Origin of the sequence: Aliamphritea ceti, assembly GCF_024347215.1 — a bacterium.
Lineage (GTDB): Bacteria > Pseudomonadota > Gammaproteobacteria > Pseudomonadales > Balneatricaceae > Amphritea > Amphritea ceti.
Window position 1 is genome coordinate 1,839,608 of the sequence record NZ_AP025282.1, and the last position, 26,524, is coordinate 1,866,131.

20 protein-coding genes and 1 pseudogene are annotated in these 26,524 nt (G+C 46.6%); all 21 read left to right on the forward strand.

Annotated features, from left to right (window positions below):
- The first annotated feature begins 328 nt into the window (after positions 1 to 328).
- The 21 genes and pseudogenes from OCU49_RS08410 to OCU49_RS08510 all read left to right on the forward strand — a co-directional run bounded on the left by OCU49_RS08410 (position 329) and on the right by OCU49_RS08510 (position 26,492).
- Positions 329 to 6,412: a retention module-containing protein gene (locus tag OCU49_RS08410; RefSeq protein WP_261844533.1), complete on the forward strand. Its 6,084-nt coding sequence runs from the start codon at positions 329 to 331 to the stop codon at positions 6,410 to 6,412.
- Positions 6,413 to 6,501: 89 nt separating this feature from the next.
- Positions 6,502 to 7,428, forward strand: a complete 927-nt coding sequence (locus tag OCU49_RS08415; protein WP_261844534.1) for a cysteine peptidase family C39 domain-containing protein — start codon at positions 6,502 to 6,504, stop codon at positions 7,426 to 7,428.
- On the forward strand, positions 7,422 to 8,684 hold the full coding sequence (locus OCU49_RS08420; RefSeq protein WP_261844535.1) for an ATP-binding cassette domain-containing protein: 1,263 nt from the start codon (positions 7,422 to 7,424) through the stop codon (positions 8,682 to 8,684). The genes OCU49_RS08415 and OCU49_RS08420 overlap by 7 nt, the downstream gene beginning before the upstream one ends.
- A complete protein-coding gene (locus tag OCU49_RS08425; RefSeq protein ID WP_261844536.1) occupies positions 8,684 to 10,273 on the forward strand; it encodes an HlyD family type I secretion periplasmic adaptor subunit in 1,590 nt (529 codons plus the stop codon). Before OCU49_RS08420 ends, OCU49_RS08425 begins: the two co-directional genes overlap by 1 nt.
- A 38-nt stretch (positions 10,274 to 10,311) precedes the next feature.
- The gene (locus OCU49_RS08430; RefSeq protein ID WP_261844537.1) at positions 10,312 to 11,661 is read left to right on the forward strand and encodes a TolC family outer membrane protein; all 1,350 of its coding nucleotides are present in this window, start codon (positions 10,312 to 10,314) and stop codon (positions 11,659 to 11,661) included.
- Between the two features lie 202 nt (positions 11,662 to 11,863).
- Complete coding sequence (ttcA, locus tag OCU49_RS08435; protein ID WP_261845213.1) at positions 11,864 to 12,754, forward strand: tRNA 2-thiocytidine(32) synthetase TtcA; 891 nt, start codon at positions 11,864 to 11,866, stop codon at positions 12,752 to 12,754.
- The gene (locus tag OCU49_RS08440; RefSeq protein ID WP_261844538.1) at positions 12,754 to 13,233 is read left to right on the forward strand and encodes a YaiI/YqxD family protein; all 480 of its coding nucleotides are present in this window, start codon (positions 12,754 to 12,756) and stop codon (positions 13,231 to 13,233) included. Before ttcA ends, OCU49_RS08440 begins: the two co-directional genes overlap by 1 nt.
- Positions 13,234 to 13,353: 120 nt before the next feature.
- Complete coding sequence (locus OCU49_RS08445; RefSeq protein ID WP_261844539.1) at positions 13,354 to 14,133, forward strand: enoyl-CoA hydratase; 780 nt, start codon at positions 13,354 to 13,356, stop codon at positions 14,131 to 14,133.
- Positions 14,134 to 14,416: 283 nt separating this feature from the next.
- Positions 14,417 to 14,776, forward strand: a complete 360-nt coding sequence (soxX, locus tag OCU49_RS08450) for a sulfur oxidation c-type cytochrome SoxX (protein WP_261844540.1) — start codon at positions 14,417 to 14,419, stop codon at positions 14,774 to 14,776.
- A 33-nt stretch (positions 14,777 to 14,809) separates the two neighbouring features.
- Positions 14,810 to 15,268, forward strand: a complete 459-nt coding sequence (gene soxY / locus OCU49_RS08455; protein WP_261844541.1) for a thiosulfate oxidation carrier protein SoxY — start codon at positions 14,810 to 14,812, stop codon at positions 15,266 to 15,268.
- 24 nt (positions 15,269 to 15,292) lie between these two features.
- On the forward strand, positions 15,293 to 15,607 hold the full coding sequence (gene soxZ / locus OCU49_RS08460) for a thiosulfate oxidation carrier complex protein SoxZ (protein WP_261844542.1): 315 nt from the start codon (positions 15,293 to 15,295) through the stop codon (positions 15,605 to 15,607).
- A gap of 41 nt (positions 15,608 to 15,648) precedes the next feature.
- Positions 15,649 to 16,512, forward strand: a complete 864-nt coding sequence (soxA, locus tag OCU49_RS08465) for a sulfur oxidation c-type cytochrome SoxA (RefSeq protein WP_261844543.1) — start codon at positions 15,649 to 15,651, stop codon at positions 16,510 to 16,512.
- Between the two features lie 20 nt (positions 16,513 to 16,532).
- Complete coding sequence (locus OCU49_RS08470; RefSeq protein WP_261844544.1) at positions 16,533 to 16,952, forward strand: SoxAX-binding protein; 420 nt, start codon at positions 16,533 to 16,535, stop codon at positions 16,950 to 16,952.
- 81 nt (positions 16,953 to 17,033) lie between these two features.
- Positions 17,034 to 18,800 (forward strand): thiosulfohydrolase SoxB, encoded by a 1,767-nt coding sequence (gene soxB, locus OCU49_RS08475; RefSeq protein WP_261844545.1) that lies wholly within the window; start codon positions 17,034 to 17,036, stop codon positions 18,798 to 18,800.
- A 108-nt stretch (positions 18,801 to 18,908) separates the two neighbouring features.
- Positions 18,909 to 19,688 carry a hypothetical protein gene (locus OCU49_RS08480; protein WP_261844546.1) on the forward strand — a complete coding sequence of 260 codons (780 nt, stop codon included), beginning with the start codon at positions 18,909 to 18,911 and terminating at the stop codon, positions 19,686 to 19,688.
- A 71-nt stretch (positions 19,689 to 19,759) separates the two neighbouring features.
- Positions 19,760 to 19,939, forward strand: a pseudogene (locus OCU49_RS08485) (elongation factor P hydroxylase); the annotation flags it as partial.
- 76 nt (positions 19,940 to 20,015) lie between these two features.
- On the forward strand, positions 20,016 to 21,443 hold the full coding sequence (locus tag OCU49_RS08490) for a site-specific integrase (protein WP_261844547.1): 1,428 nt from the start codon (positions 20,016 to 20,018) through the stop codon (positions 21,441 to 21,443).
- Positions 21,436 to 23,400, forward strand: coding sequence for a site-specific integrase (locus OCU49_RS08495; protein WP_261844548.1), 1,965 nt, complete (start codon positions 21,436 to 21,438; stop codon positions 23,398 to 23,400). The genes OCU49_RS08490 and OCU49_RS08495 overlap by 8 nt, the downstream gene beginning before the upstream one ends.
- Before the next feature lies 1 nt (position 23,401).
- Positions 23,402 to 25,453: a hypothetical protein gene (locus OCU49_RS08500; RefSeq protein WP_261844549.1), complete on the forward strand. Its 2,052-nt coding sequence runs from the start codon at positions 23,402 to 23,404 to the stop codon at positions 25,451 to 25,453.
- Entirely contained in the window at positions 25,450 to 25,875 is a 426-nt protein-coding gene (locus OCU49_RS08505) for a hypothetical protein (RefSeq protein ID WP_261844550.1), read from the forward strand. Before OCU49_RS08500 ends, OCU49_RS08505 begins: the two co-directional genes overlap by 4 nt.
- A gap of 86 nt (positions 25,876 to 25,961) precedes the next feature.
- Positions 25,962 to 26,492 carry an elongation factor P hydroxylase gene (locus OCU49_RS08510; protein ID WP_261844551.1) on the forward strand — a complete coding sequence of 177 codons (531 nt, stop codon included), beginning with the start codon at positions 25,962 to 25,964 and terminating at the stop codon, positions 26,490 to 26,492.
- Positions 26,493 to 26,524: the final 32 nt, after the last annotated feature.

The following is a 26,524-nucleotide window of genomic DNA, read 5'->3' on the forward strand; positions in this document are numbered from 1 at the left end:
GGTGTTTTTTTAAACGATTTACTTTGTTAATATTACACAATAAAACAAGGGCTTATTAGAATAATTCAAGCAAAGATGCTCTTAGAGTATGTGGTCATTTTGTAGTAATTGATTGATTTTAAAAGATGTGTGCCGAAGTGGCCACGCTAGAAGAGAATAAGATATTTGAAATGGCCCGCTATGTGTGGGTCGGATTTGTTTAAACAGATCTAAATAAAAAATCATTTTTTTTGTGCTTCAAAGTACTGAAGCAACCTTCTTGGTTGGCGTTTATGGAAGAACGACAAAAACCTGGTTGTGATTGCTCTGATTAGCCCGGGGGGGGCTTATGGATAAGACCAATAACGCAGTAGTAAATGTTGTCAGTGTCGAAGGTGATGTTGTTGTATTAGATGTGAATGGCAAAATGCGTGCCGTTCAGGTTAATGACCAACTGCAGCCGGGCGAAAAAGTTATCACATCAGGAAACAGTGCAGCTGTAATTTCTCTGGATGAAAACAACATCGAGCAATTACCATCAGACAGCGTTGCGCTAGTGGTAGTTGATCCGGAGACCGGCGAAGTTCACCTTAATATCCAAACCCTTCTTGAGCAGAGTCAGGATGAAAATTCTGAACTGTCTGCTATCGAACAATTAATTCTTGCTGGTGCCGACCCTACTGAATTGCTCGAAGAAACGGCAGCAGGCGGCGAAGCTGGTGGAGCAGCTCCTGCGAGTGATGGTTTTAGTGGTTTGGGAGAGGTCTTACGAACCGGTGAATCTGTCATCGCAGAATCAGGATTTGATACCGGGACTGGAAATAATGCAGATAATGATGACTTCCAGGACGATGCTCCTGTAGAGGACTTGTTGGTTGTGGATGACACACCGCCGGTGATCGTCATAGATGACGAAGACGGTGCGGTAACCGCCGCGGATAACAATGTGGTGGAAGCGACCGGCGATACGGTCACCGGCGACATTACGGTAACGGCCCAGGCGGGCGTGAGTGCGGTGGCCATTGCAGGCCAGGACATCACCAATGCGACGACAGTGAATGTCGTGATTGCAGGTACTGAAGGCACACTGACGGTGACCGATTACGATGCCGGTACCGGTGCGATCACGTACAGCTACGTGGAAGACGGTGTCACTGAAGATCACACCTCCGGTGTGATTGTTGATCAGTTCACGGTCTCTGTGACGGATCTGGCAGGCCGGATCAGCACGGATACGCTGGACATCGAGATCATCGATACGGCGCCTGTGGCGAATGATGACACAAACAGCATTACTGAAGATACGGCTAGTGTTGGCGGTAACGTCATCACGACGGGTGCCGGTGCAGACACGCTGGGCAGCGATGCGACCACCGTAACCGCGCACGGGAGTGCGAGCTACGGCAGCATTGTGATCAATGCGGACGGCAGCTACATCTATACCCTGAACAATGGTCTGGCGGCGGTGCAGGCACTGACCAATGGCACCAGCCTGACGGAGACCATCAGTTACACCCTGACGGATGCGGATGGCGACACCAGTACAGCGGATCTGGTAATCACGATAAACGGGGCGGATGACACGCCACCGGTGATCGTCATAGATGACGAAGACGGTGCGGTAACCGCCGCGGATAACAGTGTAGTGGAAGCGACCGGTAATACGGTCACCGGCGACATTACGGTAACGGCCCAGGCGGGCGTGAGTGCGGTGACCATTGCAGGTCAGGATATTACCAATGCGACGGCAGTGAATGTCGTGATTGCAGGTACTGAAGGCACACTGACGGTGACCGGTTACGATGCCGGTACCGGTGCGATCACCTACAGCTACGTGGAAGACGGTGCCACTGAAGATCATACCTCCGGTGCGATCGTTGATCAGTTTACGGTCTCTGTGACGGATCTGGCGGGCCAGACCAGCACGGATACGCTGGACATCGAGATTATCGACACGGCGCCAGTGGCGAATGCGGATACCCGCACCGTGAGTGAAGATGACACAGGCATTACCGGAAACGTTGAAACGGGTGTCAACGCGACAGCGGATACGCTGGGTGCGGACAGCGCGGACATTACCGGCGTACAGGCAGGCACCACCAGTGCAGATATCAGCAGTGGGGTAGGCAGTGGCATCGCTGGTACATACGGGACACTGACCATCGGTGCAGACGGTGCGTACACATACGTGTTGAATGCAGCGGCACAGGCCCTGAATGATGGCGACGTTGAAACCGATACGTTCAGCTACACCCTGAAAGACAGCGACGGCAGCTTCAGCACCACGACAGTGACGTTCACCGTGAACGGTGTCTCTGAAGGTGTGCCAACGGTCAGCGTGCCGAACGACGGCACCGGTGTTGCCGGCAGCGATACCAGCGTGGCGGAAGATGCGACGGTAACTGGCACGTTCAGCATTACGGCACCGGATGGCTTACAGTCAGTGACTGTCGGCACGGCGGTGATCAGCACCGCGGATCTGTTAAACAGTGGCAGCAGCAACATTACTGTGACTGGCAGCAACGGTATCTTAACGATTACCGGTTACAACGCAGGCACGGGTGTCGTGAACTACAGCTACGATCCAACCGGCACCAGCACGGATCATGACACTGATAATGATGGCACTCAGGAGAACATCCTGGAGAGCTTTGGCCTGACAGTGACCGATATCCATGGGGATACGGACACCAACAGCGCGAGCCTGGATATCCTGATCACAGACACGGCGCCAGTGGCGAATGCGGATACCCGCACCGTGAGTGAAGATGACACAGGCATTACCGGAAACGTTGAAACGGGTGTCAACGCGACAGCGGATACGCTGGGTGCGGACAGCGCGGACATTACCGGCGTACAGGCAGGCACCACCAGTGCAGATATCAGCAGTGGGGTAGGCAGTGGCATCGCTGGTACATACGGGACACTGACCATCGGTGCAGACGGTGCGTACACATACGTGTTGAATGCAGCGGCACAGGCCCTGAATGATGGCGACGTTGAAACCGATACGTTCAGCTACACCCTGAAAGACAGCGACGGCAGCTTCAGCACCACGACAGTGACGTTCACCGTGAACGGTGTCTCTGAAGGTGTGCCAACGGTCAGCGTGCCGAACGACGGCACCGGTGTTGCCGGCAGCGATACCAGCGTGGCGGAAGATGCGACGGTAACTGGCACGTTCAGCATTACGGCACCGGATGGCTTACAGTCAGTGACTGTCGGCACGGCGGTGATCAGCACCGCGGATCTGTTAAACAGTGGCAGCAGCAACATTACTGTGACTGGCAGCAACGGTATCTTAACGATTACCGGTTACAACGCAGGCACGGGTGTCGTGAACTACAGCTACGATCCAACCGGCACCAGCACGGATCATGACACTGATAATGATGGCACTCAGGAGAACATCCTGGAGAGCTTTGGCCTGACAGTGACCGATATCCATGGGGATACGGACACCAACAGCGCGAGCCTGGATATCCTGATCACAGACACGGCGCCAGTGGCGAATGCGGATACCCGCACCGTGAGTGAAGATGACACAGGCATTACCGGAAACGTTGAAACGGGTGTCAACGCGACAGCGGATACGCTGGGTGCGGACAGCGCGGACATTACCGGCGTACAGGCAGGCACCACCAGTGCAGATATCAGCAGTGGGGTAGGCAGTGGCATCGCTGGTACATACGGGACACTGACCATCGGTGCAGACGGTGCGTACACATACGTGTTGAATGCAGCGGCACAGGCCCTGAATGATGGCGACGTTGAAACCGATACGTTCAGCTACACCCTGAAAGACAGCGACGGCAGCTTCAGCACCACGACAGTGACGTTCACCGTGAACGGTGTCTCTGAAGGTGTGCCAACGGTCAGCGTGCCGAACGACGGCACCGGTGTTGCCGGCAGCGATACCAGCGTGGCGGAAGATGCGACGGTAACTGGCACGTTCAGCATTACGGCACCGGATGGCTTACAGTCAGTGACTGTCGGCACGGCGGTGATCAGCACCGCGGATCTGTTAAACAGTGGCAGCAGCAACATTACTGTGACTGGCAGCAACGGTATCTTAACGATTACCGGTTACAACGCAGGCACGGGTGTCGTGAACTACAGCTACGATCCAACCGGCACCAGCACGGATCATGACACTGATAATGATGGCACTCAGGAGAACATCCTGGAGAGCTTTGGCCTGACAGTGACCGATATCCATGGGGATACGGACACCAACAGCGCGAGCCTGGATATCCTGATCACAGACACGGCGCCAGTGGCGAATGCGGATACCCGCACCGTGAGTGAAGATGACACAGGCATTACCGGAAACGTTGAAACGGGTGTCAACGCGACAGCGGATACGCTGGGTGCGGACAGCGCGGACATTACCGGCGTACAGGCAGGCACCACCAGTGCAGATATCAGCAGTGGGGTAGGCAGTGGCATCGCTGGTACATACGGGACACTGACCATCGGTGCAGACGGTGCGTACACATACGTGTTGAATGCAGCGGCACAGGCCCTGAATGATGGCGACGTTGAAACCGATACGTTCAGCTATACCCTGAAAGACAGCGACGGCAGCTTCAGCACCACGACAGTGACGTTCACCGTGAACGGCGCTGATGATCCAACTAGTCTGACAATCACAGCTAACTCTGTTGATGAGCAAGGCCTGGTTACCGGAACAGGTGAGCTGGCAGATGGTAATGCTTCTAATCAGAGTGACCAGTCAGAAGTTACTACCGGTAACTTCAGTTTCACTTCAATTGATAATCCTGCAGTCATCACTATTGCATATAATGGCAGCTCTATTACTGCTGCGGTTGGCCAGACTTTGGCTGGTCAGTACGGTACGTTAGAGATTACTTCGGTTACTGGTGGGCAGGTAGGTTATACCTATACGCTTACTAGTAATGCAAGCCATGCAGGAGGTGCAACACCGCAGGAATCATTTGCAGTTACTGTATCGGATAACGATGGTAACAGTGGCGATGACTCTACAGGTAATCTGGTTATTAACATTGTTGATGACGCACCGGAAACTGCTAATCAGACTCGGGTTATACCGATTAAAGTCGATACCATTAAAATTGATAACTACGAAGGTAGCTTTACTAATACTGTAGGTACTAACAGTTCTACGCCAACTCAGACAGATAATGACGCTGATGCCGGAATCGATCAGTTACGTTGGGGTAACAGTACTGGCAGCGGTCGTTCAGGCTATGACCTTGTTGATAACACTACCTATGTAAATGGTAATGGTACGAACAATGAAGTACATGTTGGTGACCTGATTCAATTTGGTACATTTACCCATCAGAACTTCCCGGTTACCGGTAATTCGCTGCAATCAACAACGCTTACTATTTCTATGGATATAGAAATTAACGGTGTTGTTACTGCTATATCGCTGAATGTACCGATTACTCATACGGAAACACCTAACAGTGGTGCAGATCCACGAGATATTATCTCTTTACCTAGTACCAGTCAGACAGTGACTGTTGGTGGCCAGGATTACATGGTTAGCCTGGTAGGTTTTGTTGATCCAAGTGATCCGACAAATCCTGACGGTACACCTAAGCTTGCAACTACCATCCTTACTGATGAAAATGCCAGTAATACCTTTAATTTGGTCGGTCAGGTAACGTCTACTGATCCGCTTCCGCAGATTGAAGGCCAGGTACATTTCACTGAAGGAGCTGATAACGACGCGACTACCGACGATGTGGTTTGGGCTACTCCTGCTAACACAGGCTACGGTACTTTTACTGGTAATGCCGATGGTTCTTACAGTTTCCAGATAAATCGTGAAACTAAAGATTCCCTGGATACCGGCGAAACTGAGACCTTTACAGTAAATTACACTGTTACAGATACTGACGGGACTGCCAGCACCAGTACCTTGTCGATTCTGTTGACAGGTAAGGGCACTATTGCTGGTACGAATGGCAGCGATACGCTAAATGGTACAGCAGGAAATGATGCGCTGTTAGGTGATTCAGGTAGCGATACTTTAGATGGTAATGGCGGTAATGACCTGCTAATCGGTGGTACTGGCAACGATATCCTGACTGGCGGTGCCGGTGATGATATCTTTGACTGGAATGCTGGTGACCAGGGAGCCTCAGGTAGCCCTGCTTTTGACCGGATAACTGATTTTGATGCTGCTAACGATAAGATTGACCTGTCAGATATGTTAGATGATATGGGTATTACCAATGGTACTGATTTGTCTACGTACCTGGACTTCCAGGATGGAGCAGGCGGTGTTGTGCTTAATGTCTCAAATTCATCTAATCAGGTTCAGCAGCAAATTCGTTTTGACGGAAAAACTCTGAGTGATCTACAGGGTGATACAGGTACTTCTAACGAGACCGAACTGTTGAATAAACTTGTGGCAGATACCACTTTAATAGTTTAATACGCGAAGGAGATAAGCCCCGTTGTTTTGTTTGAAATGAAGCAGCGGGGGTATTACATGGATCAGACTTACGATGGAGTCTATATAAAGTGACGCAGTTAGACGCTGACTGGGCTGTAGGTTCACGGCAAGAACATTTTGTCGACCCTCTGCTTGATGCGCTAGTATCTTTATCCAGGTATTACGGTATGCCGGCCTCTGTCGATTCTCTGACCAGTGGTTTACCTCTGGTTGATGGGCAGTTGAACGTAGAACTTTTCCCCCGGGCTGCTGATCGGGCTGGATTGTCAGCCAGACTGGCACGACAAAGTCTGCACCAAATCCATAACCTCTTGTTACCTTGTGTATTACTGCTCAAAGGACGGCGCTGCTGTATTCTGCTCAAGCTTGACCGTGAAAAGGGTGAGGCGCATATTCTTCAGCCTGAAGTTGGTGATGGCGAGATGGTTTTGCCAATCGATGAGTTGTCTGAAAACTTCAGTGGCAACGTTTTTTACGTTAAGAAAAAATATCAGTTTGATCAGCGTAGCCCAGATGTCCTCGGTGATAAAAAACAGCATTGGTTTTGGGGAACTGTTTCTCAGGTTACGCCTATATACAGAGATGTGTTGGTCGCTTCGTTGCTAATCAACTGTTTCGCTGTTGCATCACCTTTGTTTGTAATGAATGTTTATGACCGGATTGTACCAAACCTGGCATTCGATTCACTGTGGGTACTGGCTGTCGGTGTCTCTCTGGTGTTTTTGTTTGATTTTTTATTACGCAAACTTCGTTATTACTTCATAGATGTTGCCAGTAAAAAGCTTGATTTGCAGTTGTCTGCAAAAATTTTCTCCAGAGTAATGGGGATCAGGCTTGAAGCTCGGCCATTATCTGTAGGTGCTTTTGCTAATAACCTACAGTCATTTGAGTCGATAAGGGAGTTCATTACTTCTGCAACTATTAGTGCGTTGGTTGATCTGCCTTTCACTATAATATTCCTTTTGGTTATCTGGGTTGTCGGAGGGCATTGGTAGCAATACCGATTGTGGTTATTCTGATATTGCTGGGTTACAGCCTGTATCTGCAAAAGCCACTGGCAGAGCAAATAGAATTAACGTCTAAGCTATCTTCGCAAAAACAGGCAACCCTGATAGAGGGCCTATATGGCATTGAGGCAATAAAGATCACTGATTCGCAGAGTAAGTATCAGGTGCTTTGGGAGCAATCTATCAGTGAGATGGGTAAGCATGATATTAAAACTCGTCGTCTGACTAACAGTGCATCCAGCCTTTCTAATTTCTTGCAGCAGATGATGACAGTAGCCGTGATTATTGTGGGTGTTTACCTGGTTGCTGCGGGTGAGTTAACAATGGGCGGCATTATTGCTGCAGTGATGTTAGGCGGCAGGGCTGTAGGGCCTATGGCTCAAGTGTCATTACTGGCAACTCGTTACAATCAGGCAAAGTCTTCTATGACGCTGATAAATCAAGTTATGGAAATGCCACTTGAGCAGGAAGAAGGACGTAAATACGTCAGTCATTCTAAGCTAGATGGTAAAATCGAATTTGATAATGTCAGCTTCTCGTATCCCGGTTATGAGTCCACCGCACTAAATAATATAAGTTTCACTATCAACCCTGGCGAACGGGTTGCTCTCATCGGCAGTATCGGTGCAGGTAAAAGTACGCTTGAGAAACTGATTCTTGGTTTGTATGTACCAACCGGGGGCGATATTCGTATTGATGGTGTGAATATTCAGCAGCTTCATCCAGCTGAGCTTCGCCGTAATATTGGTTGTATCACTCAGGATACGCAGCTGTTTTTTGGCAGTATTCGCGACAACATTGTTTTAGGCACGCCGTTTGCCTCGGATGAAGCTTTATTACGTGCCGCTGACTGGGGCGGTGTAACAGAGTTCACGAATTATGATCCGGATGGATTGGAACGTCAGGTAGGTGAAGGTGGTCGTCAGCTTTCAGGAGGTCAGCGTCAGGCTGTTGCAGCAGCACGGGCGATGATAATGGATCCGCCGATTTTTGTACTTGATGAACCTACCAGTCAGTTGGATCGACGATCTGAACAGCGATTGCTTGAACAGCTTAAGAAACTGGATGAGACAAAAACTATTTTCCTCAGTACTCACAAATCAAGCATGTTGGATGTTGTAGACCGTATTATCGTGCTGGAAAAAGGTCGTTTGATTGCTGATGGTCCTAAGTTGGAAGTTATTAACTGGCTGCGAGAAGGTGGGCCGCGTAGTGGTCAGGCCCAGCAAAGGGATAATCGTTGATGACTAAGCAACAGGACCATTCAGCAATGGTAAAGCCGCCACTTGATAAAGATGTGCCCGATAATAACGAAACTGATGGCGAAGAGCTGAATAGTGAAGCAGTTAACGCTGATGGCCAAGATGCGGATATAAAAAATTCAGCGCAGGGAACTGCGAAACAGGCAATGTCTGAAATGTCCCGAGCATCAAAACTGGCAAAGCAGGAAAGTGTCAGTGTTGATCCTGAACTGCATGAATTTATAGACAGTGCTGCAGAGGCTGTTTTGCTGGATACGCCGCGCAGCTCGAGAGTGCTGTTGTGGGCTGTATTCGCGTTTTTAGTTGTGATTGTTGTCTGGGCATATTACGCAGAACTGGATGAAATTACTCGCGGCGAAGGCAGTGTTATTCCTTCTCAGCAATTGCAGGTTGTGCAGTACCTTGAAGGCGGAATAGTAGAAGAAATTTTTGTTAAAGAAGGCCAGGAAGTTTCACCTGGGCAGCCTTTGGTACGGATCGATGATACGCGTTTCTTATCTGATTTTAGGGAGCGGGAACAGGAAGCTGCGTTTCTTAAAGTATCAGTTGCTCGCTTACGTGCTGAATTAAAAAGTGTAGATATTGATGATAATGCTGCACCGGATGATTGGCAGGACAATGTAAAGATTATTGCTTCGCCAATAGATATTGAAGAGAACATACAGGCACAGTTTCCTTTAATGGTGGGTCGTGAGCAAGCGCAGTTGGCTGAGTACCAGCGGAATCTTCGCAATCAACTAAGTATTATTGGTAGTCAGATAGATCAAAAAGTTCAGGAACAGCGAGAGCTGGAGTCACGCATAAGTCACCTTGAACGTTCTTATAGTTTGAGTCTTGAAGAGCTTAAAATAACCAAGCCTTTGGCTGAGCAGGGTGTGATTCCGCGCATTGAAGTATTGCAGTTGGAACGGGAACTGAATGGGTTTAAGCAGGAACTTGAAGGTGCTCGTTTAGTTACACCGAAAATTCAGTCCGGTATTAAAGAAGCGGTGAACAAGCGCCGTGAAGTTGCATATGCGGCGCGATCAGAGAGTTTGGGCAAACTTAATGAGATGTTAGCCAGGCTGAATCAGACTAAAGAGGCGCAAGTAGGTCTTAAGGATCGGGTTGAAAGAACAACAGTTGTATCACCGGTTCAGGGAACGATTAAAACATTACTGGTTAATACACTGGGTGGCGTCATCCAGCCGGGAATGGATTTAGTCGAAATCGTTCCAACGGAAGATCAGTTACTAATTGAAGCGAAAATTGCACCGAAGGATATTGCCTTCCTTAGGCCTGGCTTGAAAGCCATCGTCAGGCTGACAGCATATGATTTTGCAATCTACGGTGGGCTTGAAGGTAAACTTGAGCATATCAGTGCCGATAGTATCGAAGATGAAAAAGGTAATGTGTATTACCTGATAAGAATTCGCACTGAAAACAGCAGTTTGGATAAAGGAAAAGACAATCTGCCAATCATTCCTGGAATGATGGCTACTGTCGATATTATGACGGGTAAGAAGAGTGTTTTAGATTATTTGCTAAAACCAATTTTTAAAGCTCAACAACGAGCGCTGAGGGAACGATGAAACTAACAGGGAAATTAGTTCGGGGGGAAAAGGGGAATATGTTTAAACTATCTAGGTATGGCCTGGCAGTTATGGTGGCTTGCGGAGGAGCCGCTCATACTCAGGCGCAGACGTTAATGGAAGCTGCAGCATATACAATCGAGAGTTCACCGGATGTTGGCATTATTAAAAGCCAGTATCTTAGTCGGACCGAGCAGATTGGCGTATCAAAAGCCGGCTTCTTACCTACAGTGGATCTAGCCTTGGGATATGGTCAGGAATGGACTGATAGCCCAAGTACGCGGACGCCACAAAACGGTCATGAAGATGTTGAGCTGACTCGTAAGGAAGCTTCGCTGACTCTGTCTCAGTTACTTTATGACGGCAGCCGAACCAGCAATGAAGTGGATCGGGTGAGTTCAGAAGCTACGGCTCATCGTTACCAACTTTGGTCTGCTGCAGAAAATATTACACTGGACGTCGCAGATGCATATCTGAATGTTATCCACGCACAGAATGAGCTGGAATTAGCCGAACAGAATCTAAATGACCACATTGAGATTCTTGAAGGTATCCGTGAGCGTTCTGAGTCTGGGCTGAGCTCTGCTTCCGATTTGTCTCAGGTGAAAGGTCGTTTAAGCCGTGCTCATGCAAATTATTTATCCACTGAAAATAACTTGCTGGATGCGAGAGCACGATTCTTCAAAATAGTTGGCCAGGATGCTGATAACCTGCAAGCTGTAAATGCAGTTGATGACAGCATGCCTCTTTCTTATGAAGATGCTCTGACAAATGCAGGTAAGGTACATCCGACTCTTCAGGCTGCACGCTTTGATGTAGATGCTGCCGAAGCTCAGCTACGGGTTCAGGATGCTGCTTTCCGTCCGGATGTACGTTTGGAGCTGGGCGGTACCTGGAACGATGATCTTGATGGTACTGTTGGTCATAATAATGACCGTACAGCAATGATTCGTATGCGTTATAACCTGTTTAATGGTAATGCAGATACGCACCGTGAGAAGCAGGCTTATCATCAACTGATGGAAGCCAGCGGTATTGAAGAGCGGGCTCAGCGGCAGGTTGCGGAAGGTTTGAGTCTTGCCTGGAACGCATATCAGCTACTTGATAAGCAGATGGTATTTCTGACAGGTTACGTAGAAGAAAGTGATAAAACACTTGTCGCGTATGAACAGCAGTTTGAGCTAAGCCGCCGTACTTTGGTTGACTTGCTTGATGCAGAAAATGAACTGTTTGAAGCCCGTCGTCAACTGCTGGCAGCTGAGCGTGATTTTACCTTATCAAAATATCGTGTACTGAATGCTATGGGTGAGTTGCTGGCTGTACTGAATATTGATCGCGCCAGTGTATTGTCTGAGGCGGAAGTTCAGCAAATTCAGGCGTTGAACTGATAGAGCCAGAGTTTGATAAACATCAATTGTAGATATTGATACCGAAAGCACCTTTTCTGAAAAGATCAGGTGCTTTTTTATTGCCTGTCATCCAGTCGATAAAGATCTGCGCAGAGTCAAACTCTGCCTGGCAGATATACTGCTAATGGCAATGAATTCCGTTATAATCGCCGCTTTTCAGAATCAACGTGAAAGTAACACCATGAGCGAAGCGCTGGACAAGGCAAACAAAACCCGGTTAAACAAGCTACAGAAGCGGTTACGTCGGGAGATGGGTCGCGCCATCGAAGACTTTAATATGATCGAAGACGGCGACAAGGTCATGGTGTGCCTGTCTGGTGGTAAAGATTCTTATGCCATGCTCGACATACTGATGAATCTGCAAAAAAGCGCACCCATTCATTTTGACATTCTGGCAGTGAATCTTGACCAGAAGCAGCCAGGCTTTCCTGAACATGTGTTACCGGAATATCTGTCTGAAGTTGGCGTGCCTTTCCACATTATTGAGCGCGATACTTATTCAGTTGTAAAAGAAGTTATTCCTGAAGGTAAGACGACCTGTTCTCTGTGTTCACGTTTACGCCGTGGTACTTTGTATGGCTTTGCCGAAGAAGTGGGCGCTAACAAGATTGCCCTGGGTCATCATCGCGATGACATTCTGGAAACCTTCTTTCTGAATATGTTTTATGGCGGCAAGCTGAAGTCTATGCCACCTAAACTGGTCAGCGACGATGGTAAGAACATGGTTATTCGTCCGCTGGCGTATGCCCGTGAAAAAGATATTGAAGCTTATGCGCAGTTGCGTGAATTCCCGATTATTCCTTGTAATCTCTGTGGTTCACAGGATGGCCTGCAACGTCAGGTTGTTAAAGACATGTTGCAGAGCTGGGATAAAACACACCCAGGGCGTATAGAAACAATGTTCAGATCCTTGCAGAATGTTGTACCTTCGCATTTGGCTGACATCGAACTGTTTGATTTTAAAGGTCTGCAGCGTGGATACGCCCACGGTATAGCAGATCCTGAAAATAAAGGCCTGAATCAGGCTGAGCCGGCAGCTATGCCAGAAATGATCGATATACTGGCTCTCTGATGACAGAAGCAGTTGAAGCACCGTTAACCGTTTGGGTTGATGCAGATGCCTGCCCAAATGTCATTAAAGACATTTTATATCGGGCTGCAGAGCGAAAGCAGGTACCTACAGTGCTGGTTGCTAATCAGTTCCTGCGGGTTCCTCAATCGGCTTATATACGTTCAGTTCAGGTAGCGGCGGGCTTTGATGTTGCAGATAACTACATAGCAGCTCACTGTCTGGGTGATGATCTGGTAATTACTGCAGATATTCCGCTTGCGGCTGAAGTAGTTGAAAAAGGTGTGCTGGCTATCAATCCCCGGGGTGAATTGTACACCGCAGAGAATATTCGTCAGCGGCTGAACATGCGTGATTTTATGGCTGAATTACGTGATGCCGGAATGGTCAGTGGTGGTCCACCTAAGCTCGGTCAGACGGATCGGCAACAGTTTGCAAATCAGCTGGATCGCTTACTGACACGCTTATTGCGTAAGCGATAAACTGTTAATTTGTTCAGATTGTTACATATACATCTTTAGGTGTATTTCTCAGTTTTTTACTGCTCAGCGTATCTCAATTTGCTAACTTCATAGCTTCTTATACTCATTTCTGAGGAAGCTATGGAACAGTCATTAGTAACACTTGATCGTCAGGATGCTTTGGTAATTCTGCGTCTTAACCGCCCACAGGCATATAACTCCCTTTCTCTTCAATTACTGGAAGCTTTACAAGCAGCTTTAATAGAGCTGGCGGATGACGAGAGTATAAGTGTCTTGGTTATTGCCGGAACCGGTCGCGGGTTTTGTTCGGGTCATGATCTGAAAGAAATGCGTAACGCTGAAGATGCCAGCTTACATCAGCGAATTTTTTCTACCTGTTCGGCAGTTATGCAGCAAATCATTGCGATGCCGATGCCTGTTATTGCCCAGGTGCACGGAATTGCAACTGCAGCCGGATGTCAGTTGGTTGCCAGCTGCGATCTTGCAGTAGCAGCAGATACCTCACGCTTTGCTACGCCGGGCGTGAATATAGGTTTGTTTTGCTCAACACCTATGGTTGCTCTCAGCCGGGCTGTGCAACCCAAACATGCGATGGAAATGCTATTGCTGGGAGACATGATCAGTGCACAGCGGGCAGCAGAAATAGGTCTGATTAACTGGTGTGTGCCAGCGGCAGATCTGGAAAGTTACACTCTTGAGGTTGCGAATAAAATTGCAGCACATTCCAGAGCAACCGTCAGGCTGGGTAAACAGGGTTTTTATCAACAGCTGAATCAGAATGTTGAAGATGCTTATGACAACTGTAGCCAGCGGATGGTGAATAACATGCAGCTTGAGGATTGTGTTGAAGGTATCGATGCCTTTGTAAATAAGCGCCATCCGGAATGGCAACACCGTTAGCTTTATCTATTTTTAAATCCTCCGTAAACATTATTGATTGATACTTGTTAGCAGGTTCGGTCGTCTGGTACATTTAGCCTTATGAAATTTTATAGCTAAAAGTTGTTTGTATATTTCGTTTAGTTATATTTTATTCTTATCGGCTATAAGGTCTCATGGCACAACAGGCATCGACTTCCAGTTTCGATCAGTGCAGTGACTTCAAAACAATAAAAAGCAGTATGGAAGCTCATGTGAGCAACGCTCTCATCAGGCTTCCGATATGCACGAAGGAGGGATTTCGATGCATAAGCAATACATCTCAATGTTTGTGGCAGGCGCAGTATTGTCTCTGGCAGGAGGTGTGCATGCTGCAACCTCTGAGGCCCTTATTGAACAGGGGCGGGATGTTTTCCTGAACAAGTCCAAAGGCAACTGTATTTCCTGTCACCAGATAAATGATCCGGGCGCCAAACTTGCCGGTCATCAGGGGCCGCCAATGGTTGCTATGGCTCAGCGGTTTCCGGATAAGCGAAAATTGCGTGCTCAGATCTGGGATCCGACAGTTAAAAACCCTTTGACAATCATGCCACCACTCGGCAAACACTGGATTCTGTCTGAAGATCAGATTGATGCAGTGGTTGAATATATTTATCAGTTTTAAGTTGCGCAAAAGCGCGTATTTGAGGACACGATTATGACTATGCATCGTCGTACTGTGGTTAAAGCTATGCTTGCCTGCGGTGCTTTAGTGGGTTTGGGTGCGGTAATTCCGGGAGTAGCATTTGCTGCCCGTAACAAAGGTGCGTTCGGTTCGGACGATCAGGCAAAGGCAATGCAGGCATTATTTGATGCCGAGCCTGCAGACAGCCCCGATATTGTATTAAAAGCGCCTAGCATTGCAGAAAATGGTGCTGTAGTGCCGGTAACAGTCAGCACCGAAATGACGAACGTTGAAAGTATCAGTATTTTTGTTGCTGATAACCCAACGCCTCTGGTCGCTGAATTTATGATTCCAGCTGGTACCGAAGCGAAAGTTGCTACGCGTATCCGTATGGGTAAAACCTCAACAATTACTGCTGTGGTAAAAGCGGACGGAAAGCTATTTAGCACTGCCCGTGAAACGAAAGTCACTATCGGTGGCTGTGGCGGTTAAAAGAATATAACGGAGGGTTTTCCCATGGCGGGTATTTTTAAAGTTAAAGCAAAAGCTAAAGGCGGTGTGACCAAAGTTAAGATGCTGGCAAAGCATGTTATGGAAACCGGTCAGCGCAAAGATAAGAAAACCGGCGATATTATCCCGGCGAAGTTTATTCAGGAACTTACTGTTCAGCATGCGGGCAATACAGTTTTCTCAGGACAACTGGGAACTGCTGTATCTAAAAACCCGTATTTTTCTTTTACCTTTGCCGGCGGTGCAAAAGGTGATGAGCTGTCAATCAGCTGGGCGGAAAATACCGGTACTTCTGCAACTGAGACTGCCAAGATTAAATAAGATCGGTCGTTGCTGAGAAGGGCTTATTGCGGAGAAGGATCATGAGAATAATAACAAGCATAGTGGCGGCGGGAATATTATCGCTGGGAATGCCACTGCAGGCTGCGGACAGTGGTTTTAACCTGGAAACAGTTAACCCGGAAGCTGACCGTCTGGCATTGCAGGCGTACTATCAGAAGCGTTATCCGGGTGTGCCAATAGATGACTATGTAAATGGTATCTATGCGCTGGATGCAGAGTCCCGAGAGCAGTGGGAGGAGATTGAAGAGTTTCCGCCTTATGAGTTTTCCATTGAAGAAGGTGAAGTACTATTTAATACACCTTTTGCAAATGGCAAAAGTTATGCTGACTGTTTTGATAACGGTGGCGTAGGCATCCGTCAGAATTTTCCCTACTGGGATAAAGAAAACGGGACTGTTATAACGCTGGAATATGCGATTAACGAATGCCGTAAAGACAATGGCGAGAAACCTTATAAGTGGGGTAAAGGCGACATCGCCCGTGTTTCCGCTTATATGGCATGGACGTCCCGGGATAATGTTTTCGATATCCAGATTCCGGAAGATGATTCCCGTGCAATGCAGGCTTATCTGGACGGTAAAAAGTTCTTTTATACCAAGCGTGGCCAGCTGAATTTGTCTTGTGCTAATTGTCATCTTCAGGGCTCGAATGTACGGATTCGTGCTGATTTACCCGGTCCTATGTTGGGTCAGGTAACACACTGGCCAGTGTTCCGTTCGAAGTGGGGTAACCTGGGTACACTGCATCGCCGTTATGCCGGTTGCCACAGGGACTCCCGTTCGAAGCCGCTTAAGCCACAGGCAGAAGGTTTCCGTAATCTTGAGTATTTCCAGACCTATATGAGCAACGGTTTAGTTGTGAATGGTCCGGGTGCGCGTAAGTAAACTGACTGCAGGAGATGATCATGAAAAAAGTAATGGCCTTATGTGCAGCAGTATTATTTTCTCAGGCGGTTGCTGCTGAAACCTATCAGGAAGCTTTCGATAAAGCCCGTGCTATGTATGGCAAGGGGCATGAGTTTCAGTGGCAGGGTAAAACGTATCAAACTCTGCATGAAGAAGAAATTGAAGCAGGTGTTGAAGCGAGTGAAGCAAATGCCAGACAGTTACTGGACAAAGCGATTGCTGCAAACAAAAAAGTAGCAGCAGTAGGTTTTGAATGGAAGCTGACAGGCGGTTTGTTGAAAAAGTCTGAGCAGGCAATCACTGATGGTGATTACCGTAAAGCACTGGATTTGGCGGCACAAGCTAAGTATCACGCCCGCATTGGCTTAGCGCAGTATGAGTATTCCGAAGCAAACTGGTATAAAGCAGTACCCCAGTAACCGGACTTGAAAAGTAATCATCTATAGTACTTTTTTAACGCCCAAGTCAGTTGGGCGTTTCTATTTCAGAGAGAAGCAATCATGTCGATGACGCGACGGGAATTCGCGCAGTTACTGGGCCTGGCTGGTGCCGCCGGATTACTGCCATTACAGGGATTTGCAGCAAAGAAACAGCCTGCAGATCTGTATGAGCTGGCCAACTTCGGCAATGTACGTTTATTACATATGACAGATTGCCATGCGCAATTGCAGCCGGTGTATTTCCGTGAGCCAAACGTTAACCTGGGGGTTGGTAATGCATTGGGGAAAGCGCCGCATCTGGTAGGTAAATACCTTTTAGAGCACTTTTCTATTCAGCCGAATACGCTGGAAGCCCATGCGTTTAGCTGTCTGAATTTTCAGCAGGATGCCAGTCGGTATGGCAAGGTTGGTGGTTTTGCTCACATCCGCACCTTAGTTGAGCGTTTACGTCAGAGCTATGGCAGTGAAAATACTTTATTGCTGGATGGTGGCGACACCTGGCAGGGCTCAGGTACCGCGTATAAAGCCCGTGGTATGGATATGGTGAAAGCCGCTAACTTGCTCGGCGTAGATGTGATGACAGGGCACTGGGAATTTACTTACCATCAGCAGGAAATTCTGCAGAATATCCAAGCCTTTAACGGTGAGTTCCTGGCACAGAATGTTTTTATCACTGAAGATGCCTTGTTTGAAGGGGCGGATGAGTATGTCTTTGATGAAGACAGTGGCCGGGTTTTTAAACCTTATACTATTCGCGAAATGGGCGGTGCCCGTGTCGCCGTTATAGGCCAGTGTTTCCCCCGTACCAAAATTGCCAACCCTGCCCGGTTTATCCCTGACTGGACCTTCGATATTTACGATGAAAACTTGCAGGAACTGGTCGATGAAGTGCGTCAGGCTGAGTCTGTAGATGCTGTTATTTTACTCTCCCACAATGGCATGGATGTCGATTTAGAGCTGGCGCGTCGGGTGAGCGGAATTGATGTGATTCTTGGTGGTCATACACATGATGGCATGCCTGAACCGTCACTGGTGAAAAATCAGGGTGGTAAAACCCTGGTATGTAACGTCGGTTCTAACGGTAAGTTCATTGGCGTAATGGATCTGGATATCCGTAACGGCAAAGTGCAGGGTTACCGCTACCGTTTGTTACCTGTATTCTCTGAGCTTTTGCCTGCTGATGCTGAAATGAGCCAGTTAATTACAGATATCCGGGCGCCGCATCTGAGTTGGCTAAACGAAGAGTTGGCTGTTGCCGACGAACTGATGTTCCGCAGAGGTAATTTTAACGGCACCTTTGATCAGCTGATCTGTGATGCATTACGCGAACGGAAGGATGCCGAGATTTCTCTGTCGCCGGGTTTCCGCTGGGGGACAACTGTTTTACAGGGGCAGATGGTGACCATGGAGCATGTTCTGGATCAGACCTGTCTGACCTACCCGGAAACATACGTCCGTGAAATGACCGGCCAGGAGTTGAAGCTGATTCTCGAAGATGTTGCCGACAACCTGTTTAACCCTAATCCGTATCTGCAATCAGGAGGCGATATGGTCAGAGTAGGAGGATTTGATTATGTGTGTGATCCACTGGCACCCATAGGCAAACGTATTTCTCAGATGACGCTGGATGACGGTACGCTTATAGAGGCCGGCAAAGCCTATAAAGTATCGGGTTGGGCAACCGTTGGTGCACGTTCAGAAGGTGCGGACATATGGGATGTGGTTGCTGATTATCTGCGTGACCACAAGACCGCCCGAATAGATAAGTTAAATACACCTAAGTTACTTAATGTTAAGGGTAATCCGGGTATTGTTGATTACAGTTAAATATTGCTAAGCCTGATACAAATCAAGCCGGCTTTATGCCGGTTTGTTTGTATCAGGGTATTCAGTTGGCGGCGGCAGTTCAGTTGTTTAGAATGTGCGGGCGGCAGGGTGATTTTTCGATTTTCCAGAGGCTTCAACTTCATGATGTATCAGCGGATTGTATATGGTCTGGCTATTACGGCGCTATTGGCCGGGTGTAATGGCGCGAATGTTCAGCCTGGTGGCACAGTTGATCAGCAGAGCTTTCCTGCTGAACCTGCGATTGATGCTGCAGGACAACCTGTAATGCAGGCTTCTCAGACAGTACCTCAGGCAACTGCACCCGTTAGTACAGCACCACCTCAGATGGAAGCGTTGGAAAATATTAATAACCGCATCACCTTATTACAGGAACAGATTCTACAGCTGAAAGTGCAAAATGGCGGTCTGGCTGAACGCAGTCAGTTGCTGCTAACCCAGTTTCAGGTATTAGCACAGAATGTAAAGATGGCAGGCCGGGGCTTGGGAGGGCAGCAGAATTCTGCGGGTCAGCAAGCACCAGCCAGTGACGTTGATCAGTTAATTGGTCGTCTTGATCAGCAGCTGATGGCGTTAGAGCAATTAGCACCTGCCCTGGGTGGCGGTAATGCTTTTCGCCTGGCGACAACCTATAGCGCTAAGCGTAAGTGGATTCTGGTGCGTTATAACCGTCTGACCGGTGAAAGCTGGATATCAGAAGGTGGTAGCTGGGAACCATTAGCGGATGATTTTCAATTGCCTATCTCTGAGTACGAAATTCAGATTAAGAGCGCTGGCGGTGATGCCAAAGGCTACGTAGCAGCGCGGATAGACAATAATAACGGCGATACCTGGTGGCTTAATAATCAGCAATGGGTGTCGTACGAATAATGTCAGCCATGAACACATCTCTGTCTGAAACAGCACCGTCTGAGTTCCAGCATTTGCATGCCCCCACGGTTATTCTGGATCAGGATGTACAGCGTTTAATCGAGGTGTTTAACCGCTGTTTCGCTGTTAGCCATAATACTTTGCTTGTCAGTGGCGATGATGAACCGGTTTATCTGCCAGCAGATGAACAGTGTGAATATCATCGAATTATTTTTGCACACGGATTTTTTGCCAGTGCTTTACATGAAATCCATGCATCTCTTTTAAGGTTGACATACTAAGAAACTCTTGTTTGGATGATGTACATCCTGCGGGGATTTAATAAGTATGAAAACCACACTTAATGATCTATTCACATCAACAGCGAGAGTTATCCATTTAAGCCACTTTCATAAGGGGCGATTGATTTGGGAAGAGGGAAAGGCGGTAGACGAATATGAATATCGCTTTTCCCACGTAGAAGGCCGCGGTTATTTTCCAAAGATGCCAGTCATTCTTCAATCAAATGGACTCCCCTGGGATATTGGCAATGCCTACCTGCTAGGCCAATTAGAAAAGCCAAACCTTTCTAATATGAGAACGCTCACAGCAAGAGCAACCCACTTAAAGTACTATCTCCAGTACCTAGAAGACACAGGGCAGCACTTTCTAGATCTTCCTAAACTTTACTACGAACGTGCACCACAAAAATTCAGGGTGTTCATGAGCCAAGTTTTGGACAATCACGATTTTAGTGCTGAAACCATTAATAACGTGCTTTCTACGGTTGCCCACTTCTATAAAAACATCCGCTATGAATCTCTGGTGACTGAAGAAAGTTTAGAAAATAAACCATTCACTCCGATAAGAAAGTCGATAATGATCACCAATAGGGTAGGTTTAGTTCGGAGCACTCAGGTCATTACAAATGACCTTAGAATTAAGAGCAGTAGACATCAAAACTCCCCACTTGGGAAGCTAAGAGACGGAGGGAGCTTGTGTCCTTTAACTCCGGAAGATCAGCAGATTATTTTTGATGGATTTAGAAAAAATTACGCCTCGATAGAACTGGAGTTAATGATTCGAACCGCACTCGAAACAGGAGCAAGGCAGCAAACCGTATGCACTTTAAGTATCGGCTGTATCAAACAAGCTCATGGTGAATTAGAACAAACACCTTCAATGACTCATGTTGTTATAAATGGAGGTCAGCGCTACAAGGCTGACACGAAAGGCAGCAGATTAAATAGGCTAATTTTTAGACGTGAGCTAATTTATGATCTGATGGTCTATATCGACTGTAAGCATGCAGAAGACCGTAGACTCCATAAGAATAGCTTTTATGGTGATACAGACGATAACTATGTATTTTTAACCCGAGATGGAAATCCTTACTATACAGCCCAACGAGAGATACAGGATCGCCAATATCCTAACATAGCCTGGAATACTAACGCGTCCGTCATGGTGCCCAAGAATGGCCAGTCTCTCAGGAATGAGTTAGTTCGGTTTATTTCTCGCATCCAGAAAACCGAAGCAAACTTTAAAGTCTTCACCTTTCATGATCTCAGGGCAACGATGGGTATGAATATCGTGAGATCTATGAGAGCAAACGGCTATCCTGATTCAAAAATCTTTGACCATGTTAGGCAACGTTTAAATCACAGCAATTTTAAAACGACTGAAGGGTATCTCAACTTCGACTCTGAACTTTCCGAGTTTTATGGTATTCAAGAAGCTTTTGGCGAGATGATGCGTGGGTACGACAATGAGTGACTCTATCGCAAGCCGTCCTTTAGTTGAAATCACCTCTAAAAAGTTGCCCCAAGTGTACGCTCCTCAAGCGGTAGTAATAAGGGGAGTCCAGTCGGACGGTATACACTTTAAAGTAGATATTGGCAGAGTCTGTTATTTGGAACGCGCAATGGATTCAGAGGGCTTCCTGAGCGGTAAACATTATATTCCCAGCTCGGTTCATACCAATTCTTTATCGTTAGAAAGAGTAGAGTGGCTAAGAAACTATTTGTATACCGCATTTCACAAAGGGTGGCGCGATGAAACGCTTAGGCAAAACCTGCATTGCTTGCGGCATTTCTTTCACTTTTGTGACTTTGACGGAGGCTTGAAGCCAACCACATTAGCAGGGTTAGTGAGTGAGTATCAGCGCTATCAAAATATACTTGATCAAAAAGGTAGATTGAATGGTAATTCGTCTCTAAAACCATCGTCGATTTTAAAACGCTTAAATACGGCACGAAATTTTATTCAGTGGGCACTTCAGCTATCGGATAATGAGGTTCTTGCTCTTATTCCCAAACGACGTAGCCGGCAGTCTAATACAGTAAACGAAAGCAGGTCTGTAAGCCTTCAAGATGGACAGGACTACTTACGTGCGTGCGCTGTTTATTTCAATCAATTTGCTGACTCTATCTTAAATAATCAATATCCCATTCCGGTTAGCCTACCGTATGATGAGCGTGAACATCTATATTGGCACTCAAATTTAGGAACTTCTTTGGTTAGTTTGCAAAATTGCTTTACTAAAGAAGGAGAACCACTGCCGTTTCAAGCAATAAAAGATGTGCTGGCAATGAACTTTAAAAGCAAGTCATCGGAAAAATTCGAATTCTATAGTAGAGCGCTTGTTCGTAATAGAAATGAATGGATAGGAGGGAAGTTAACGCCTCAAAAGGTCTATGCCTATAACTTAAGCTCATTCTGTTTTTTTCAGATTTATCTTGCGTTCACAGCAGCAAATGTACAGCCAACACTTGATCTTAAAATTACCGATATAGATCTCAGTAAGGTAGGGGCTAGTGCTTTTGCAAAGAAGCATAAATTTCGTGCTGGAAGAATAGTGAGGTTTGAAGCCCCCAGCCATTTAAAGCGAGAGATCATAAAGTTTTTAAAATTAAGAGCTTGGGCTGAATCTCTTGAACTGCCTGGAGATGGCCAAGAGTACCTGTTCGTCAAAATTGGTGAGAGCAATAAGTTACAACGATTACATAGAAGTGCTGGTGCAACCCTCACCAGAAAGTCCCTCCTTTTTAAACGGCTTACAAAAATATCGTCTAGGGATATAAGACAGCTTGTCGGTGAATATTTTATTCGAAAATCACAAGGCAAAGTTTCTCTAGTTGCTAAGAAACTAAACAACTCAGTGACAATGACTGCAAGGGCTTATACGTCAATTGATATAGAAGCTCAGGCTAAGGAAATGAATCGTTATCATGAGGAGCTGAGCTCTCAAGTTAGATATTTTAATCGCACAACTCACACTCCTTTGCCAGTGAACTTTGCAAGTGAAGACGAATCTGAACGAATCGCCTCCGGATCCTGTACCAACATGAACGGCGTAATCCCTTTAAGGGCCAAGGGGTTTAACTCTAAAGCCCCTGAGCCAAGCTGTGGTACGTTCGAAAGCTGTCTTTTCTGTGAATACTTCGCAGTCCATGAAGATTTTGAAGATATCCATAAACTTTTGAGTCTGAGAGAAGCGCTAAATGCCACGTCAATGATTCGAAATGACTCAGAGCATCATGAAGTGGTTGTTAAACCCGCAATATTTAGGATTGATGAAATCTTAGGTTTTGTAAGCAAAAATAATCGTGTGCTTGGGGGGGTGATAAGGCAGGTCGAAGACGAGATAGAAATGGGGAACTATAACCGACATTGGAGTAGGCAGATTGAGATTTTGACCCGTTTGGCTAGCAGCGCAGGAAGAGGGTTATAGTTTGTCGAAATTAATGTCGCGTAACCCTGTTGTTAAAGAGGTCAATCCACTAAATGAATTTTCAGACCTAAAACCTGCTGATGATATGGTGGTTACGATCAATAAAGATGGAAGCCCTAGATCGATATTTCGGGATGATATATGGGATTACAGCGCCACAAGCTCAACGTTGCGATTACTTAATTTCAGAGCAAAGATTGAGAGTATTAGCCCGGTTGAAGGGGTAACACTAGCAAGCAAAAATAGTTTAAATGTCGCTAATGAGTTTCTTAAAACTCTTACGTTAAATTGGATAAGTGCGCTGGGTGGCTGTTCAATGTCCAAGCTTAACGGCGATGTGACGGCAATTTCGTTTTTGGTGCGATACTGTGCAGACAGAGAGATACCCCCGGGAAATATATTTTCTACCCCTGACTCAATCGATTTCTTAGCGAGCCGAGCTTCTACAACAAAACAAGTAGGACTTTTTCTCGGAAAAATTCAGCGTATATCTGATACCGCAACGGTACTCAGCAATAACAGATTCTGGCAAGGAATAAGGCCCTCGGTTGAGTTCCTCAATAGATTGAAAAGAACTCGAAAAAAGTTCCCAGAAACCACGGACTCAGTACAGACGTTACTTATTCCTTCAGATATCTATCAAAGTGTGCTCAAGAAAACTATTGACGATCTGGATTGTTTCTTGCGGCACGAAAAAGCTATAAAGCTTACCTTTGCATTGCGAAGCCTTGCAAGAGATAAAGGGGTTGCGCTGGATAGGAGCTTAGTTCCTACCGCAACAACAAGAGGCCAGAATGGGCGTATCCAATACTACTGGAAAAAGTTACTGCTTGAGAATGTGGATGTTTCTACAGCACTGAAAGAGCTTTATGAAGCAGGTATTTCAAAAAGTGAAAGCTGGGCTGGCCTCGTCGGAAACCTGAAGCGCTGGCAGCTCCGGTGTGCCATTTTAATATCTGCGTTTACTGGTATGCGCAAGAGTGAATTGTTGGCCATTCCTCTTAACGGATTAAAGACAATAAATACCGAAAATGGCCCTGTTCCAGTTGTTTGGTCGACAACAACAAAGCTTGAAGCCAATGGTGCTCCTCGGTTTACTAAATGGGTGACATGCTCAGCAGTCGAAGCTGCTTTTAAGGTTGCAAAGATAATTACTGAAGGTGTTCTTGAATGGTCTGGCGACAGGCGAATAATTGATATCCAAGAACAAGAAATACCTCTTTTTTTGTCAATTGAACACGGGAAAAGCGGTATTCCACACCGACAGTTCAAGTTTACAACAGCCACTTTCTGCTTAAAACGTATTAATGAAGATCTCTACAGTAAAGAACTAACAGTCACAGATAAGGATGTAGCAGAAATAAGTTGGTTTCTGTATGGGGATGGTGTGCCAGAGACTATCAAAGTCGGTAAAGTCTGGCCTCTAACATTTCATCAGTTCAGGCGGTCAATGACAGTCTATGCAGCAGCTAGCGGAATGGTGTCCTACCCAGTACTTAAGGCACAGCTTAAACATATCAGCATGGTGATGACAGTATATTACTCAGACTCCAATTCCAGAGTTATAAATATTCTGGGTGAAGAATCTGAGATTAAATCTTTGCGTGCTGAGTGGTCAGATGCCAAAGCACGTGCTGAAGCGGATAGCATCTATACACTACTAGAAAGTGATCAGCCATTAGAGGGTATCGGGGGCAGAAGGTTGAAAGCCCACAAAGATAGAGATGAACTGCCCATGTTCTTGGAGAGCAGGGCGTCGACTAAGCAAGCGGTAAAAAAGGGAAAATTTCGTTATCGGCCCACATTGGTTGGAGGATGTATATCTGTGGCGGCTTGTAATAAAGGCGCTGGCGTGCTCGCATCCGCCTGTGTCAGTTGCGAAAATGCCGTATTTCTTCCAGGGTCAAGAGCCGCACTAGAGCAGACAAAAGAGTTTTATGAAGCTCAGTTAGCGGAAGGCGCTCCAAAGCGTGCGCGACAAGAATACGGGACCAATATTAAACATATTGATAGCTTTTTGCAGAGACTTGTTGAAACAGAGGAGGTAACTTGAAAACACGCAGTAAAATCGAAGAGGAGTATTGGGAAGCCCTTGAACGCTTGAAGAGTGGTACAACCAAGATTGTCGATACCAAGTCTGTTCGATTTAAATTTACTAAAGATGCAGTGGGGCGTGAGGCTGGTCGAGGAAAAGGGTACGTGCGTTATGAAAGATATCCTTTACTATGTGAAGCCATTGCAGATGCAGAAGTAGCTAGACAGCAAAACACTCCAGCAAAGCCAACGGCGAGCGCTAAGATTGAACAACAGAAAGCGCTAAAACAAAAAGTGATAAGTGACTATAATCAGCTAAAGCAAGAATACGACCTGTTGATGACGGAATACCTTAATGTAGTGAGACGCAATTTCGAGCTTGAAACAGGGATGGCAGAGGCTAAGGATGTTAAAATTATTAGAATGCCAAATATGCGATAAGTACGCGTATTAAAAATAGAACGTTTTTTATCTATCTGTTTTTCGATGCTTTTTCGAGTTGTCAGTTCGTATCAGGAAGTGAATAAATGAGTGTGTGCAGTACCGATGATGAATACTGTGAAAGTTTGATAAGTGCATTTGCGGGCATTCTCCCCAACTTAACAATAAAGGGTGATGCAGATGAGCCATTTTACGAAGCTCCTGCAGCGAATAATCATGCAATTCTATATTTTAGAAGTAACTATCCACGCAGCCTTTTGCATGAATTATCGCATTATTGTTTAGCGGGTGATCGGCGAAGAGGTTTGGAAGATTTCGGTTACTGGTACGCTCCGTGTGGAAGAACAGCCGAAGAGCAGCAGCGTTTTGAAGAAGTTGAAGCGAGGCCACAAGGGTTAGAAAAAGCCATGTGTGAAATTGTTGGCCTCAAGTTTTCACCAAGCCTTGACGATTTTTCAGGGCGGCCAGTGTCGGAAAGTTTTCTGCAAGAGTTAGAACTAGCTTATCAAGAGATGCAAGTAAATCCACCACCCACCGCCAAGAAGGTGTTGTCTGGATTGAAAAGCTATTGGAAAACAAAAGTATTAACTAATCTGAAAATAGTTAGGTTAACCTGATAGGTAGCAGCTTTTCCCTCATTATCAGTATT